This is a genomic window from Streptomyces sp. NPDC047072 (genome assembly GCF_040643855.1).
Classification (GTDB): domain Bacteria; phylum Actinomycetota; class Actinomycetes; order Streptomycetales; family Streptomycetaceae; genus Streptomyces.
This window is the reverse complement of sequence record NZ_JBEYVC010000057.1, coordinates 1-14,458: the sequence shown is the minus strand read 5'-3', so window position 1 is coordinate 14,458 and position 14,458 is coordinate 1. Positions and strand designations below refer to the sequence as shown.

General features: G+C 71.2%; 11 protein-coding genes and 3 pseudogenes. 1 reads left to right on the top strand and 13 read right to left on the bottom strand.

From position 1 onward, the window contains the following. Positions 1 to 2: 2 nt before the first annotated feature. The 5 genes from ABZ896_RS23880 to ABZ896_RS23860 form a co-directional block, all read right to left on the bottom strand. Positions 3 to 2,306, bottom strand: coding sequence for a LuxR C-terminal-related transcriptional regulator (locus tag ABZ896_RS23880; RefSeq protein WP_360932504.1), 2,304 nt, complete (start codon positions 2,304 to 2,306; stop codon positions 3 to 5). A gap of 143 nt (positions 2,307 to 2,449) precedes the next feature. Beyond that, positions 2,450 to 4,747 carry an FtsX-like permease family protein gene (locus tag ABZ896_RS23875; protein ID WP_360932501.1) on the bottom strand — a complete coding sequence of 766 codons (2,298 nt, stop codon included), beginning with the start codon at positions 4,745 to 4,747 and terminating at the stop codon, positions 2,450 to 2,452. Further along, the gene (locus ABZ896_RS23870) at positions 4,744 to 5,442 is read right to left on the bottom strand and encodes an ABC transporter ATP-binding protein (protein ID WP_360932498.1); all 699 of its coding nucleotides are present in this window, start codon (positions 5,440 to 5,442) and stop codon (positions 4,744 to 4,746) included. The genes ABZ896_RS23875 and ABZ896_RS23870 overlap by 4 nt, the downstream gene beginning before the upstream one ends. Continuing rightward, complete coding sequence (locus ABZ896_RS23865) at positions 5,439 to 5,963, bottom strand: PadR family transcriptional regulator (RefSeq protein WP_360932495.1); 525 nt, start codon at positions 5,961 to 5,963, stop codon at positions 5,439 to 5,441. Before ABZ896_RS23865 ends, ABZ896_RS23870 begins: the two co-directional genes overlap by 4 nt. Positions 5,964 to 6,061: 98 nt before the next feature. Next, on the bottom strand, positions 6,062 to 7,432 hold the full coding sequence (locus ABZ896_RS23860) for a DEAD/DEAH box helicase (RefSeq protein ID WP_360932614.1): 1,371 nt from the start codon (positions 7,430 to 7,432) through the stop codon (positions 6,062 to 6,064). 447 nt (positions 7,433 to 7,879) lie between these two features. Here ABZ896_RS23860 and ABZ896_RS23855 point away from each other — a divergent pair. Next, positions 7,880 to 8,353 (top strand): annotated as a pseudogene (locus tag ABZ896_RS23855) (GntR family transcriptional regulator); the annotation flags it as partial. Between the two features lie 49 nt (positions 8,354 to 8,402). Here ABZ896_RS23855 and ABZ896_RS23850 read toward each other — a convergent pair. The 8 genes and pseudogenes from ABZ896_RS23850 to ABZ896_RS23815 all read right to left on the bottom strand — a co-directional run. After that, positions 8,403 to 9,189, bottom strand: a pseudogene (locus ABZ896_RS23850) (sugar phosphate nucleotidyltransferase). A 93-nt stretch (positions 9,190 to 9,282) separates the two neighbouring features. Continuing rightward, the gene (locus tag ABZ896_RS23845; protein WP_360932492.1) at positions 9,283 to 10,080 is read right to left on the bottom strand and encodes an SDR family NAD(P)-dependent oxidoreductase; all 798 of its coding nucleotides are present in this window, start codon (positions 10,078 to 10,080) and stop codon (positions 9,283 to 9,285) included. A gap of 26 nt (positions 10,081 to 10,106) precedes the next feature. Continuing rightward, the gene (locus ABZ896_RS23840) at positions 10,107 to 10,280 is read right to left on the bottom strand and encodes a hypothetical protein (protein WP_360932610.1); all 174 of its coding nucleotides are present in this window, start codon (positions 10,278 to 10,280) and stop codon (positions 10,107 to 10,109) included. Between the two features lie 26 nt (positions 10,281 to 10,306). Beyond that, positions 10,307 to 10,516 (bottom strand): annotated as a pseudogene (locus tag ABZ896_RS23835) (cupin domain-containing protein); the annotation flags it as partial. Positions 10,517 to 10,801: 285 nt separating this feature from the next. Continuing rightward, a complete protein-coding gene (locus tag ABZ896_RS23830) occupies positions 10,802 to 11,386 on the bottom strand; it encodes a dihydrofolate reductase family protein (protein ID WP_360932489.1) in 585 nt (194 codons plus the stop codon). A 369-nt stretch (positions 11,387 to 11,755) separates the two neighbouring features. Then, positions 11,756 to 13,198 (bottom strand): MFS transporter, encoded by a 1,443-nt coding sequence (locus ABZ896_RS23825; protein ID WP_360932486.1) that lies wholly within the window; start codon positions 13,196 to 13,198, stop codon positions 11,756 to 11,758. A gap of 94 nt (positions 13,199 to 13,292) precedes the next feature. Continuing rightward, complete coding sequence (locus ABZ896_RS23820) at positions 13,293 to 13,826, bottom strand: TetR/AcrR family transcriptional regulator (RefSeq protein WP_360932483.1); 534 nt, start codon at positions 13,824 to 13,826, stop codon at positions 13,293 to 13,295. 86 nt (positions 13,827 to 13,912) lie between these two features. Then, positions 13,913 to 14,458 (bottom strand): SDR family NAD(P)-dependent oxidoreductase (locus ABZ896_RS23815; protein WP_360932480.1); only part of this gene is annotated, 546 nt, incomplete at its 5' end.

Genomic DNA, 14,458 nt, shown 5'->3' with positions numbered 1-14,458 from the left:
AGCTACGGGGTGGGTACCTGATTTCCGGGTCCTCGCCGGGTGGGTACCTGGTTCTCCGCCACCCAGGCCGCGACCTGTGTACGGGAGCTGAAGCCCAGCTTGGCCAGGATGTGCTCCACGTGGCCGTCCACGGTGCGCGGCGACAGGACGAGCGCGGCGGCGATCCGCCGGTTGCTCATCCCCTGGGCCACCAGAGCGGCCACCTCGCGCTCCCGGCGGGTCAGCGGACCGGCCCCGGGCGGGGGCTCGGCGGCGGGAGGTGCCGTGGGCCCGGTGTTCAGCGCGTAGGTGATGGCCGGGGCCGGCCGGTCGTACGCGCCGCCCTCGGTGAGGGCCGCCTCGTACGCCTCTTCGCCCAGAGCGCGGGCCACCGACCGTGTGCACTGCTCGTGCCGCTCGGCCAGGTGCGGGCCGAACGCCGCGACGGTGGTCCCGATGTGCCGCCACAGCGAACGGACCGACCCGAGCAGCCGTGCCGCCCGTCCGTGCTCGCCCCGGGACGCGGTGATCCAGGCCAGCAGCTCCATCATCAGGGCGGTGCCGACGTAGTCGTTGAACCCGCGCTGGATGTCCAGGCCGGCCCGCGTCAGCTCGGTGCCGGCCTCAGCGTCGCCGCGCACCCACGCGTCGTGTCCGAGAGCCCACAGCGCGTACGAGCGGCTCCAGCGCTCCCCGTGGGCCTCGGCGGTGGCCACGGCGCGCCTGCCCGTGCCGTACGCCCGCCGGTCGGCGGTGTGCGCCTGGGCGATCGCCAGCTGGAAGAGGGAGATCAGGGCGCCGGGGCCGTCGCCGACGGCCTCGTGCGCGGCCACCGCCCGCCCGTACCGGGAGACGGCCTGCGCCAGCTGCCCCCGGAACAGCGCCGACGTACCGCGAAAGCCCTCGACGTACGCGCCCACCACCGGGTCGCCCAGCCGCTCGCCCAGCTGCCCGGCCTCCGCCAGGGACCGGTCCGCCGCCGCGTGATCGCCCTGGAGCAGCGCGGCCCAGGCGGCCACCCACAGGGCCCTGGCCCGCGCGAGTGTGGGCTCGGGTGCCGCCGCCAGGGCCCGGTCGAGCCACCGGCGGCCCTCGCCGAGGAATCCGTCGGCGCACCAGTGGAAGCGCAGGGCCGCGACCAGCGCCAGCGCCGTCCGCGGATCGCTGTGCTCCAGCGCCGTACGGAGATTGCCGTGCTCGGCACGCAGCCGGGCGAGCCCCTCCTCCTGGCCGGGGCCGTACCAGTCGTCGGCGATCCGTTCGGCGAGGCGGCGGTAGAAGTCGAGGTGGTCCAGCTCGACCCGGTGTTCCTCGCCGGAGTCCGCGAGCCGCTGTCGGCCGTACTGGCGGATGGTCTCCAGCATCCGGTAGCGCGGTTGCCCCTCGCGTTCGTCGATGAGGACCACCGACTGGGCGACCAGACGGTCGAGGAGATCCAGCACGTCCCCAGGTTCGGTGCCCGCCCCGGCGCCGACCGCCTCGGCGGCGTCCAGGCCGAATCCGCCGACGAACACCGACAGCCGGTTCCACAGCAGCCGCTCGGCCGGGGTGCACAGTTCGTAACTCCAGTCGATGAGGGCCCGCAGGGTCCGCTGGCGGGGCAGGGCCGTCCGGCTGCCGCCCGTGAGCAGGGCGAAGCGGTCCTCCAGCCGTTCGGTCACCTGCTCCACGGTCAGGGTCCGCAGCCGGGAGGCGGCCAGTTCGATCGCCAGGGGCAACCCGTCCAGGCGGGCACACAGCCGGACGACGGCTTCCCGGTTGGCGTCGGTGACCTCGAACTCCGGCCGGTTCGCCGCCGCCCGGTGCCGCAGCAGCTCCACGGCCTCGTCCGGAACGGACAGCGGAGCGACGGTGAAGACGTGCTCGCCGGACATGTCGAGCGTGTGCCGGCTGGTCGCGAGGATACGCAGTCCGGGAGCGGCCGACAGAAGGGTGTCCGCCAGTTCGGCGCAGGCGTCGACGAGGTGTTCGCAGTTGTCGAGCACGATCAGGCACTGCCGCTCGGCCAGATGGTCGGCGAGCTGTTCCCTCAGGGGTCTGGCGGACAGGTCGGGGATGCCGAGGGCGGTGGCGGTGACGGCGGCGACGGCCGCCGGGTCCTGTACGGCGGCCAGGTCCACCAGCCAGACGCCGTCGGCGAAGCCCTTGCGGGAGGCCGCCGCCGCTTCCAGCGCGAGCCGGGTCTTGCCCACGCCGCCCACGCCGGTGAGCGTCAGCAGCCGCGCGGTGCCGAGGCGGCGGCGGATCTCCGCCAACTCCCGCCGCCTGCCCACGAACGTCGTGAAGGACGCCGGGAGGTTTCCCCCTCGCGCTGTCGAGCTGCTCACCCTGGAACGCTAAGGAAACCTGTCGGTCGACGGCAAGCCCCGTGCAGCCGGCCGGGCAGCGGGGTGTACGTGAAGCACCTCGGCCCCGGTCAGGACACTGCCGCCTCAGACGCGGCCCAATGAGCCTGAGGGAACCGTTCCTGCTACTCGTTGCGTGCCGTTTCGGGGCCCGTGATCCGTCTGAGCAGCGGCATCGTGGATGCGATGACCCCCAGTGAGGCGACGAGACCGGCGAGCACGATCGTGTAGTACTGGATCCCCGGTGCCTGGATCGCGTACCTGAACTGTGCCTGTACGAACAGCTGGGCGGCCAGGAAGCCCATCCCGATCGCCACCACGGCGACCACCAGGAGCGGGACCGCGCTCTCCAGAAGCACCACTCGCCGCAGCACTCCGAGCTGTGTGCCGGTCAGTCGCAGCAGGCTGAAGGGGCGCTTGCGGTCGCGGAGTCCCCCGGCCACGCTCACCGCCAGGCTGCAGCCGGCGATGGGGAAGCTGACCAGGATCACCACGTTGGCCAGTTGCTGGTATCCGGCGAGTTGTGCACCGCTTTGGGCATGGTCCTCGCGGACGGTCCAGGGGACGTCCTGGTCGGGATACGTGGTCGCGAGGAGGGTGCGCGCGCGTTCGATCGCCGCCGTCGAGCCGTCGGTGGCCACGACGATCTCCTGGACGGGAAGCCGTGCGAGGCGCTGGAGGGAGATGTCGGCGGCGGGCCACGTCGTGGGCCAGTGCTGCCAGTAGTACGTGCCGAAGCTGCCGTAGTTCTGGGTGACCGACGCCGCTCGGGCTCCGGCGGCGCACGCGCTGTGGGCCGGCATCTTCGCGAGTTCCGTGCACGAGGCCAGGCCGGCCACCGGCGGTGTCCCGGACCCTTGAGGGCCGCGATAGGCCGGATCCGTGGTGCCGAGCGGGTTCGTGTGGATCATCAGTACGCCCTTGACGCCCGGCACGGAGTTCAGGTCCCGGAGCGCGACCTCCGAGAGCGGGGGCACGCCACCCTTCTGACGCCCGGTAGTGGGGTCGAAGCCTTGGCCGTAGTCGGCGTCCAAGGCACCGGCGACCGTCCCGCTCGCCTGCGGGATGCTGCGCTCGGCGTTCAGCGAGCCGATGATCCCGACGGCCGCGCTGGTGACGCACAGGGCGAGGACCAGCCCGCTGACCGCGCGGAAGCCGGCCTTCGGGTCGTCGGCGAGCCGTCGGCCCGCTATGAGCAGTGCGGGGCGTCCGGTGTGCCGGGCCAGGACGCGGGCGCCGGCCATGGTCAGCCAGGGGCCGGCGATGACGAGTCCGGTCAGGACCAGCAGGATTCCCGGGACGAAGACCCAGATCTGGCCGTCGGTGCTCCTGGGCACCCGGCCGATGGTGTACGAGAGTTCGGCGATACCGGCGGCCAGGGGGATCACCCGGTAGACCCGCGGCGGGCGTGGTGTGACGCGCCGGGTGACCCCGAGCGGGGAGACCTGCACGCGGCGCAGGGCGATCCGGGCCGCGATGGCGGCCCCCACCGGGACGGCGATGGAGACGAGCAGGATGTCGCCGGTCCGGAGCGTGAGGTCGTCGGGGAAGTACGGCGTCCGCGTGAGGTTGACCGCGGCCAGCCGCGTACGGAACAGGGAGAAGAGGCCGAAGCCGACGGCCGTACCGACGATCGCGGCGACCGTCGATTCGACGGCGGAGAGCATCGAGATCTGCCGCGGTGTGGCGCCCACCAGGCGCATCGCGGCGAAGCGCTGCTCGCGGCGGGCGGCCGCCAGCCGGGTGGCCGTGCCGATGAGGATGAGGACGGGGAAGATCAGGGCGGTGCCCGCGACGGAGAGGATGAGCTTGATGCCCCCGCTGTCGATGCCCGCCCTGACCGTGCAGTTCGTGCCGTTGCAGCTGCTGGGGGGCGCGGTGGTGATCGCGGTGACCTGGGTGGCGTCGTGCTGTTTGGCGAGCTGGTCGGGGCGGTGGCCGATGACGACGATCAGGGAGCCGGGGCCCGGGAGCGCCGCCTTGCCGACCGTGCCGACCTGGTGGCCGGGGTAGCGGTCGGCGAGTTCGGCGGCCGGGGTGGAGTGCAGGAGCTTGCTGAGGGCCGGTGAGGCGTAGAACTCGCCAGGTCCGGGGAGGCGTGAGAGTCCTGGTGGGACCGGAGAGTTAGGGCCCGTGGCGGCGACGTCGACGCGGCCGATGGTCTTGCCGTCGAAGTGGTCCGCCCTGAGCAGCCACCACAGCGGGTCGGTGCCGGCCTTCGCCGCGGACCGGCTCGTCGCGCTGTTGCCGGAGCCGGTGTTGAGCCAGGCGTTCCGGCTGTTCTGGGTGGCGGTGACGTTGAGGGCGGCCAGGATGCTCAGCAGCAGGCCGACGCCGAGGGCGACGGCGGCCACGATGACGGCGAGGCGGGCGGCGGCCTCCCTGCCGCCGCTCAGGGTGAGGCGCAGGCCGAGGCGGATCACGGGGTGAGCCGTTCGACATAGAGCGGCGTGACCTTGCCGTCGCGGACGATGACTTCGCGGTTGGCGTAGGCGGCCACCCGCGGCTCGTGGGTGACGAGCACGACGGTGGTGCCCTCCTCCCGCGCGGAGGCAACCAGCAGATCCATCACGTGCTCGCCGGTGAGCGAGTCGAGCGACCCGGTCGGCTCGTCGGCGAAGAGCACCTTGGGCCGGCAGACCAGAGCGCGGGCCAGGGCGACACGCTGGGCCTGTCCGCCGGAGAGTTCGCCGGACCTGCGTCCCTCCAGGCCGTCCAGGCCGAGCCGCCCGAACCACGCTCGCGCCTCGGCCAGCGCGCTGGCCCTGCGGGACTTGGCGAGCAGCAGCGGCAGGGCGACGTTTTCCTCGGCGGTGAGTTCGGGGACGAGCTGACCGAACTGGAAGACGAAGCCGAAACGGTCCCGGCGCAGCGTGCTGCGCTCGGGCTCGCCCTGGGTGTCGATGCGGCGGCCGTCGAACCAGATCTCGCCGGAGTCGGGGACGAGGATGCCGGCCAGGCAGTGCAGCAGCGTGGATTTGCCGGAGCCGCTCGGGCCGGTGACGGCGAGGATCTCGCCGGCGCGGGCGGCGAGGTTCGCGCCCTGCAGCGCGGGTGTCTGTCCGAACGACAGGACGGCGTCCCGCGCTTCCACGAGGAAGCCGTCCTCCGAACTCATGAGCGCACCTCCGCTGTCAGAGCGGCGAGCCGTGCCACGGTCTGGTCCATCCACCGCAGATCGGCCTCCAGGTGGAACACGCCGTGATCGGCCAGCAGCGAGTCGATCGTGCTGCCGGTCCGGCGCAGTTCTGTCAGCTCCCGCATCCGCTCCATATGGGCGGCGCGCTGGATGTCGAGGTATACGCGGGGGTCGCGTTCCAGCAGCACCGCCAGGACGACCTTGGTGAACAGCACTGTCTGCAGGTGCAGTTCACCCGCGACGGGTTCGGTCAGCCAGTTCTCGACCTGCGTGACCCCCAGCTCGGTGATCACGTAACGCTTGCGGTCCGGCCCCGCACCGGGCCCGGTCTCGCCGACCTCGACCTTCCCGTCACGGGTGAGGCGCCCCAGGGTCGAGTAGACCTGCCCGGCGGGCAGCGGTTTGCCCCGGCCGAAGTAGGTGTCGTAGTCGCGTTTGAGGTCGTAGCCGTGGCTCGACTCCCGTTCCAGGAGTCCGAGGAGCGCCAGAGGAACAGTCATACCTGAGTATCTACACTCAGTATCTAGTTGGCGTCAATGGACGGCTTGACGCCGAGTGGCCGTCGGTGACGGCCGCCCTCGGTCTGCCGAACGTCGGCTCAGCCGCCGCGCCGTACCCGGGCCGCCTCGCGAGCCTCCGCGAGCTTGCGGGCCTCGCTGCTCTTGCGGGACGGCCTGCCGCCGGAACCGCCCCTCGCGTCCTTGGTGCTGCCCAGGCCGCGGAACGGGGCGTTGTGGTTCTTGGGGCGCGGTTCGGCCGACCCTCTGTCGAGGGGCTTGCCGGAAGGGGCCTTGGCGCCGGTGATCCGGCTCAGTTCCGCCTCCCCGGACCGCACCTTGGTCACCTTGGCGGCGACGTCGGCGTCCGCCATGACCTGGCTCGTCTCGCGGCGCTGTCCCGACAGAACGAGTGTCACCACGGTGCCGGAGCGGCCGGCCCGGGCCGTGCGGCCGGCGCGGTGCAGATAGTCCTTCGGGTCGGTGGCCGGGTCCACATTGACCACGAGGTCGAGGTCGTCGACGTGCAGGCCACGCGCAGCTACGTTCGTCGCCACCAGGGCACTGACCTGCCCGTTCTTGAACTGGGCCAGGGTCCGGGTGCGCTGCGGCTGGGACTTCCCGCTGTGCAGGGCGGCTGCGGCCACGCCGTTGGCCCTCAGATGCCGGGTGAGCTGGTCGACGCCGTGCTTGGTGTCCAGGAACAGCAGGACACGGCCGTCCCGGGCGGCGATCTCCGTGGTCACGGCGTACCGGTCCGGGCCGTGCACGACGAAGACGTGGTGCTCGATCGCGGAGGCCGCGCCGGACGAGGGGTCCACGGAGTGCACGGCCGGGTCGCGCAGGTAGCGCCGCACCAGCTGGTCGACGTCGCGGTCGAGGGTGGCGGAGAACAGCATGCGCTGCCCGTCGGGACGCACCTGGTCCAGGGCTTGGGTGACCTGCGGCAGGAACCCCATGTCGCACATCTGGTCGGCCTCGTCCAGGACCGTGATGCGCACCTGCCCCAGTCGGCACCCCTTGCGCTCGATGAGGTCGTGCAGCCGCCCCGGCGTGGCGACGACGATCTCGGCGCCGTCCCGCAGCGCGGTGGCCTGGCGTCCGACGGACACCCCGCCGACCACGGTGGCGAGCCGCAGTCGCAGCGCCGCGGCGTAGGGGGTGAGCACCTCGCCGACCTGCTGCGCCAGTTCCCTGGTGGGCACGAGAACGAGCGCCAGCGGCTCCTTGGGCCGGGCGCGCCGACCGGCCGTCCGGGCGAGCATCCCCAGGCCGAAGGCGAGCGTCTTGCCGGATCCGGTGCGGCCCCGGCCCAGGACGTCCCGTCCCGCGAGCGCGGCCGGCAGTGCCGCCGCCTGGATGGGGAAGGGCACCGTCACACCGTGCTCGTCGAGCACCCGCAACAGTTCGGCCGGCAGCCCCAGCTCCGCAAAGGACGCCGCCGGGGGCAGAACCGCGCCGGCGCCCGACACCTCGTCCTGCTGCTGGGCATCGACACGTGCTGATTCGCTCACAGAAGGCCTTCCTGCAAAGGGACCGTACCGAGGAAGGCGCGGCGGGGACGCGACCACCGGCCAGGGATCCCGCGCGGGATCCGACACAGCGACGCTGCAAACGCTCCACGCTAGCACGGAGCGCACCGCCCGCCCGAGCCTCCCATGACCGCGCCGCTCAGCCCCGGAACGACAGCTGACGGCCCTCATAGAGGGTTGGCCAGGAAATCATGGACAGCGTCTGAGAGCGAATTGATTCGATAGGCCGGACGACATTCTCATCAACGGGGAAATTTCGCCATAACCACCGTCACTGAGCGCCGTCCCTGCAGTCGGACCGTGACGAAAACATCATGGGTGCACGACTACGCATGCTCTGGAGCCAGCCGAGTCCGGCATGGCCGCTGCCTTGAGAGGAACCCTGATATGGCTCGCGGTGCCACCCTTGTGTCGAAGGTCTCGACTGACCTTCGCCCCGCCATATCGCTCGGCGAGTACGCCCCCGGAGACCGCTTCCCCATCGAGGCGGACCCGGCGAGCGCCTACGGGGTCTCCAGGGCCACGGTACGTGCGGCACTGCGCCAGCTCGAGGCCGGTGTGGGGACGTTCGTCGCGGACACCCCCGCGGTGCGAGCCGGGCTGGAACGCCTGGACTCGATCACCGACTCGATCCGCGCCGGCGGACGGGAGGCCGGCATGGCCTACCGCAGCCGCACGGTGCGTCCGCTGCCGCCGGACGAGGCCGCCAAGATGGGGCTGTCGGCCGAGAGCAGCGCTCTGGAGCTGCGGCGATCGATCCTGGCCGACGGCGAGGTCGTGGCGTACTCGTACGACCTGGTGCCGATGTCGCTGCTCCCGGAGGACTTCTCCCCCGAGGAACTGGACGGATCGAACTTCACGTTCCTTCGTGAGCATCTCGACATCATCCCCGAGCGCGCGATCGCGGAAATTACGGCCCGTACTCAGGGTGGGCCAGCGCGTGGGCGAACTGCGCGACCAGGTAGTCGCCCGGGTTGCCGGTGTCGTACCAACGGCCTTGGATCACCTGGCCGAACACGGGCCGCCTGGCGGCATAGGCGTTGATGGCGTCGGTGAGGTAGACCTCGCCGGTGCGGTGCTCGTACCAGCGCCTGGTCTGCTCGCGGAGTTCCTCGACGACACCGGCGGTGATCACGTAGCCGTCGAAGGCGCGGAAGGCGGACGGGGCCTCCTCGGGCTCGGGTTTCTCCACCAGGCCGGTGATCCGCAGGAGGCCGTCGCCCAGCTCCTCCTTCACCTGGGGCACGCCGTAGCGGCCGGCCTCGGACGGGTCGATTGGCAGCAGTGCCAGCACCGGGCATTCGGTCCGCTCGTAGGCGCGGATCAGCTGCTGCGCGCGGGGCACCTCGGCGACGAACACTTCGTCCGGCCAGAGCACCAGGACAGGTAGGTGATGTGGCCTCGCGGGCCAGGTCGGCCACCTCAACCGCGTCGGCGAAGGCGCTCTTGCCGTCGGCGCGCAGTTGCTCGACCAGGGCGGGGTTGGGCCGGAAGTGCTCCTGGATCAGGCTCTTGTCGCCGCTGACGACGATCGTGATGTCGGTGATCCCTGAGTCCACCAGCTCGCGCACGGTGTGTTCGATGACGGGCTTGTCGCCGACCGGCAGCGTCTCCTTCGGGGTCGCCTTGGTCAGCGGCAGCAGCCGCGGTCCCAGGCCGGCGGCGGGGATGACGGCCCTGCGGATCGTCGTGCCCATCAGCTCCTCCTCGGGCGAGGAGACGCGGCAGGGGGCGGATGGGGGTCGTATGTCATGGTGGCCTGTCCAGTGACGCGGCGGCGGAGGGGGCGGTCAGAAGGGCTGGTTGGCGGTGACACCGCCGTCGACACGGAGGGTGGCCGCGGTCACCCAGCGGGCGGCGTCGGAGAGCAGGTAGAGGCATGCGTCGGCGACGTCCTCGCCCGTTCCCAGGCGGCCAAGGGGGGCGGCGTCGTGCCAGCGCCGGACGCCGTCGGGCCAGGCCTCTTCGATGCCGGGGCGGTGGATCACTCCGGGGAGCACCGCGTTGACGCGGACACCGAGGGGGCCCAGTTCCAGGGCGGCGGCGCGGGTGTGCATGATGACGGCGGCCTTGGAGGCCGCGTAGTGGCTGTGCAGCGGCGCGGGGACCTCGCCCTCGATGGAAGAGATGGTGACGACGCTCAGGGGATGGCCCTGTGCGGCCGCGCGGTTGCCGAAGCTCTGGGTGAGCACGAAGACGGCTCGGACGTTGACGTCGAAGACGTCGTCGAACTCCGCGACGCTCATGTCCGTCAGAGGCGACAGCGGCTGCAGGGCGGCGTTGTTGACCAGGCCGTGGACGTCGCCCGCGAGACGGACGGTCTCCTCGACGACGTGCCGCACGCCCTCGGGAGTCGCGAGGTCGCCGGTGACGGTGTGGACCGGGGCGCCCCATCCGCGACAGCCGGCCACGACGTTGTCGAGACGGCCCGGGTCGTGGCGGGCATGAGCGACGACGGTGGCCCCGGCCTCGGCGAGGCGTACGGCGATGGCGGCGCCGATGCCACCGCTCGCCCCGGTGACCAGGACGGTGCGTCCATGGAGGTCGAGGAGGTCACGGACTGCGGGAGCCTGAGGAAGGTCGGACACGGGGTACCCCTTGAGGTGATGCTCGGTCACTGGCGGGTGAGGGCGTCGATGCGGGCGGCGGCTTCGGGGTACTGCGCGGCCAGTTCCTCTCGGTGGGCGAAGCGGACGCCTTCGTCACGGTAGCTGGGTGCCATGGTCGTGCCGACCAGGGTCCGCTCCCCCGTCGACGACGAGCCCTGCCACACTCCGGCGGGCACCAGGAGCTGGGGGGGACCTGGCCCGCCACGACGTCCGGTCCCAGCACGGGTTGCTCGATCGAGCCGTCCGGCAGGAGCAGGAGGAGCGAGAGCGGTGCCCCCGCGTAGTAGTGGTAGACCTCTGCGGAATCGAGCACGTGCATGGCCGAGAAGTCCGGGCTGTCCAGCAGGGAGTAGATACCTTCTCTATCGAGCCCACGATCCGGTACCGGTCGAGCGTCCGGACGAACTTCCGTCAAGAAGGCCCATCGACAGCTGATGGTTGTTCAGCCTCACCGACGGACACCGTCGGTGAGGGGTCGGGCTGCGGGTGCACATTGTACCAGCCCTGCCGTTTCATGGTGGCGAAGGGCGACTTGGCGAGGGCGTTGTCTCAGCACTGCCCGCAGCCGACTCGCGAAGGCAGGATCACGAGGCGCGTCCGTTGTCGGTCTCGCCCCTGGTCGGTTCGGCGTAGCCCACGGGGGTGCAGAAACCGAGCGAGCGGTCCAGGTCAGTGATGCGGCAGGAGACATGGAGGGTCTTCACGCGGCCGCCTCGGGTCGGTGCACCTGGTAGCGGAGATGCGTGACGTCTCGGTCCTCGAGCCGTCGGACGAGGTCGAGTTCGATGTGATCGCTACCCAGGTCGTCGAACAGCCGCCGACCGCCCCCGAGGAGTACCGGAACCAGGTGGATCTCCATCTCGTCCATCTGTCCGGCTCGCAGAAGTGCCTGGGCCGCCCCGGCTCCATGGACCATGACCGGCCGGTCCCCTGCGGCGGAGCGAGCCTGACGGGTGCAGTCCTCGACGTCGGTGACGAAACGCGCGTGGCCGGGCGGCACGTCCCCGTCGTCCACCCGGTGGGTGAGGACGAGGATCGGCACGCCGTCGTGGTGATCGCCCTGCCAGCGCCCGGCGAGTTCGAAGGTCCGACGGCCGGAGATCACTGCGCCGGTCGAAAGAGCTTCGCGGTAGACCTGGCCGCTCGGACCGTCGGAGTCCCGGTCGTCGAGCCAGTTGAAGAGCCGTCCCCCGTCGCGTCCGAGTTCCTGCCCCGGCCGATCGTCCGGGCCGGCGATATAGCCGTCGAGCGACATCGACATGTACAGCCGAATCGGATTGTCCATCCTGTCCTCCAAGTCTCCCCATGACACCGGCATTCGACGTTTCCTGATCCGCCGACGGGCGGGAATGTCACACGGAAGACCTCGGGCAACCGGAAAACTCATCGGCCCGACGCGCCGACCTGCCGCTGGCCTGAGGGCGGTTTCGACGCCTCCGGCAGGCTCCTTCTGCAGATTCCTCACTTACGCGCTCCCGCAGCGTGCTGACGAGCGCGGGTGATGGTGGAGTCGACCGCCACTTCCCCCGTGACGAGGTGCTTTGCGTAGCCCTGCCATGCCCTCTGCCCGGCCCTGAGGCCGGGGTTGACCGCGACCGGTTGCCGGACGTCGCCGATCCTCGCGGTGGGCGGGGTGGTCGGCGATGTCTTCGGCTCAGGCGGAGATGGTGGATTCCGCGTGCTGCTTCGCGGTCGTCGTGGTGGGTGTGCGGGTGGGGGTCGGGCGGCGCAGGGTGAGGGCTATTGCGACGCCGAGGAGGGTGAGGGCTGCGGCGGTGAAGCCTGCGGTGCGCAGTCCGGGGACGAGGGCCGGGCCCGTGGTGGTGTGGACGCCTGCGTTGGCGATGGCGACCAGGATCGCCAGGCCGACGGCGGAGCCGATCTGTTGGGTGGTGGAGGCCATGGCGGAGGCGATGCCCTGGTGGTGGGCGTCGATGCCGTTGGTGGCGGCGACGAACATCGCGGTCCAGGCGATGCCCTGGCCCAGGCTGAGCAGCACTACGCCGGGCAGCAGGATCGGGTAGCCGCCCGTCGGGGACATGGCGGCGGCCAGGACGGCCATGCCGGCGCCGCCGACGAGCAGGCCGGTGATGATCGTGGTGCGGGGGCCGACCTTGCCGAGCAGCTTCTCGCTCAGCTTGGTGCCGATCATGCCGACCAGTGCGGCGGGGATGAAGGCCAGTCCGGTGGCGAGGGCGCCGTAGCCCCGGACGTTCTGCAGGTAGACGGTGAAGAAGTAGTACTGGGCGCCGAAGGTGCCCATGAAGACGAAGGTGATGCCCATCGCGGCGACCAGACTGCGGTTGTGGAACAGGCGCAGCGGCATCAGCGGGTGGGCGGTGCGGGCCTCGACGAGCAGGAACAGGCCGATGAACAGTGCGCCGCCGAGCAGTGCGACGAGGGTCTCGGTCGAGCCCCAGCCTGCTTCGGGGCCCTGGACGACGCCGAAGACGAGGGCGGTGAAGCCGATCGTGGCGGTCAGCGCGCCGGTCAGGTCGAAGCTGCGGCCGCGCTCGCGCGGAGCGTCCGCGGGGATGATGGCGAAGGCGGCCGCGGCGGCGCCCAGGGCGAGGGGGACGTTGACGTAGAAGACGGCTTCCCAGCCGAGGTAGTTGGTCAGGATGCCGCCCAGCAGGGAGCCGAGGGCGAGTCCGACGGCTCCGGCGCCGCCCCAGACGGCGAGGGCCCGGTTGCGCTGGGCGCCCTCGGTGAAGGTGGTGGCGATCAGGGAGAGCGTGGCGGGCAGCAGGAGCGCACCGCCGAGGCCCTGGACGGCGCGGGCGGCCACCAGCAGTCCCGGATCGGTGGCGAGTCCGCCGGCCAGGGAGGCCACGCCGTACAGCACGAGCGCGGTGGTGAACATACGGCGGTGGCCGAGGAGGTCGGCGGCCCGGCCGCCCAGCAGCAGGAAGCCTCCGAAGGCCACGGCGTACCCGCTGACGACCCACTGGAGGTTCTGCGCGTCGAAGCCGACCTCGCGGCCGATCTCCGGAAGGGCGACGTAGACGATGTTGTAGTCGATGGCGCTGATGAACTGGGCGAACGCCAGCAGGGCCAGCAACAGCCCGGAACCGCGCCGCAGGGAAGGGGACGACATGACGAGACACAACCTCTCTTCAGTAAGCGGTTGACCGCTTACATGATGGGCCGAAGAAAAGGGCCGCCGGGGAGCGGCCCAAAGGTGTTGTCCGCTAGGCGCGCAGGGTGCGCGCCCAGGGGGCGTCGACGGAGGTGGCGTCGATCGCCACCATGACGTTGCTGAGCAGACCGTCGGCGAAGTAGCGGCGGATCTGCTCGTCCGAGGCGCCGGAGACGGCGCGGACGTACTCGACCTGCTTGGCGTAGCAGGTGCGGACCGCCTCGCCGATGACCGGCTCGCTCGCGCTGCACTCCGCGTGCTTGAGGATCATGAGTACGTCCCGGTCGGCGATGACCTCGGTGTACGACGCCGTCAGGGCTCGTAGGACCGCGTCCGGGTCGGTGCCCTGCACCGATGCCGCCGCTGCCGCGGCGCCCTCCCGCAGGCGGTCCGAGCAGTACTCGACCAGGGTGGCGAACAGGGTCTGCTTGTCCTTGAAGAGCCGGTACAGGTAGCCCTGCGAGATGCCGGCGGCCTTGGCCACGTCCATCGTCGAGGTCCCGTAGTACCCGCGCTCGGCGAACGTCTTGATCGCCGTACGCATGACCGTGGCCCGGCGCTCCTCGGCAGTGGAGCGCTGCCGCATCCTCGTTTCCATGTATGCAATTAATCACTCACATAGGAGAAGTGTCAACCCCGCCGCTCACTCCACGACCCCGGGAGCGGTGAGCGTCACCAGACGACCGGCCCGGCCTTGTCGAAGAAGCCGCCGGTCGGGCCGTCGGCGCCGATCGAGGCCATGCGGACGATGATCTCCGCGCCCTCCTCGACGGTGCTCGTGCCCGTGTGGCCGTTGAGGTCGGTGGCGGTGTAGCCGGGGTCGACGGCGTTGAACCGGATGGCGGGGAAGGCCTTGGCGTACTGCGAGGTGATCATGACCAGTGCGGTCTTGGAGGAGTTGTAGTCCAGCGCCATCACCTTGGACTCCACCCGGCTGGGGTCGGCGGTCGCCGCCAGCGAGCCCAGACCGCTGCTGACGTTGACGACGACCGGGCCGTCGCCCGCTTCCAGCAGGGACAGGAAGGCGTGCGTGACGCGTACGACGCCGAAGACGTTCGTGTCGTACGTGGTCGCCATGTCGGCCCCGGTGACCTCGCCGACCGGCTTGCGCGCGCCCACGATCCCGGCGTTGTTGACCAGTACGGCCGTCGCCCGGTGCCGGTCGTCGCCCCGCGCGGCTCGCTGCTCCCCCGGGCCGCCCGGCGCGACCTGCTCCAG

Coding starts and splice junctions, on each gene's coding strand:
- ABZ896_RS23865 (WP_360932495.1), bottom strand. CDS start 5,963: ATGACTGTTCCTCTGGCGCTCCTCGGACTCCTGGAACGGGAGTCGAGC.
- ABZ896_RS23825 (WP_360932486.1), bottom strand. CDS start 13,198: ATGTCGTCCCCTTCCCTGCGGCGCGGTTCCGGGCTGTTGCTGGCCCTG.
- ABZ896_RS23820 (WP_360932483.1), bottom strand. CDS start 13,826: ATGCGGCAGCGCTCCACTGCCGAGGAGCGCCGGGCCACGGTCATGCGT.
- ABZ896_RS23830 (WP_360932489.1), bottom strand. CDS start 11,386: ATGGACAATCCGATTCGGCTGTACATGTCGATGTCGCTCGACGGCTAT.
- ABZ896_RS23870 (WP_360932498.1), bottom strand. CDS start 5,442: ATGAGTTCGGAGGACGGCTTCCTCGTGGAAGCGCGGGACGCCGTCCTG.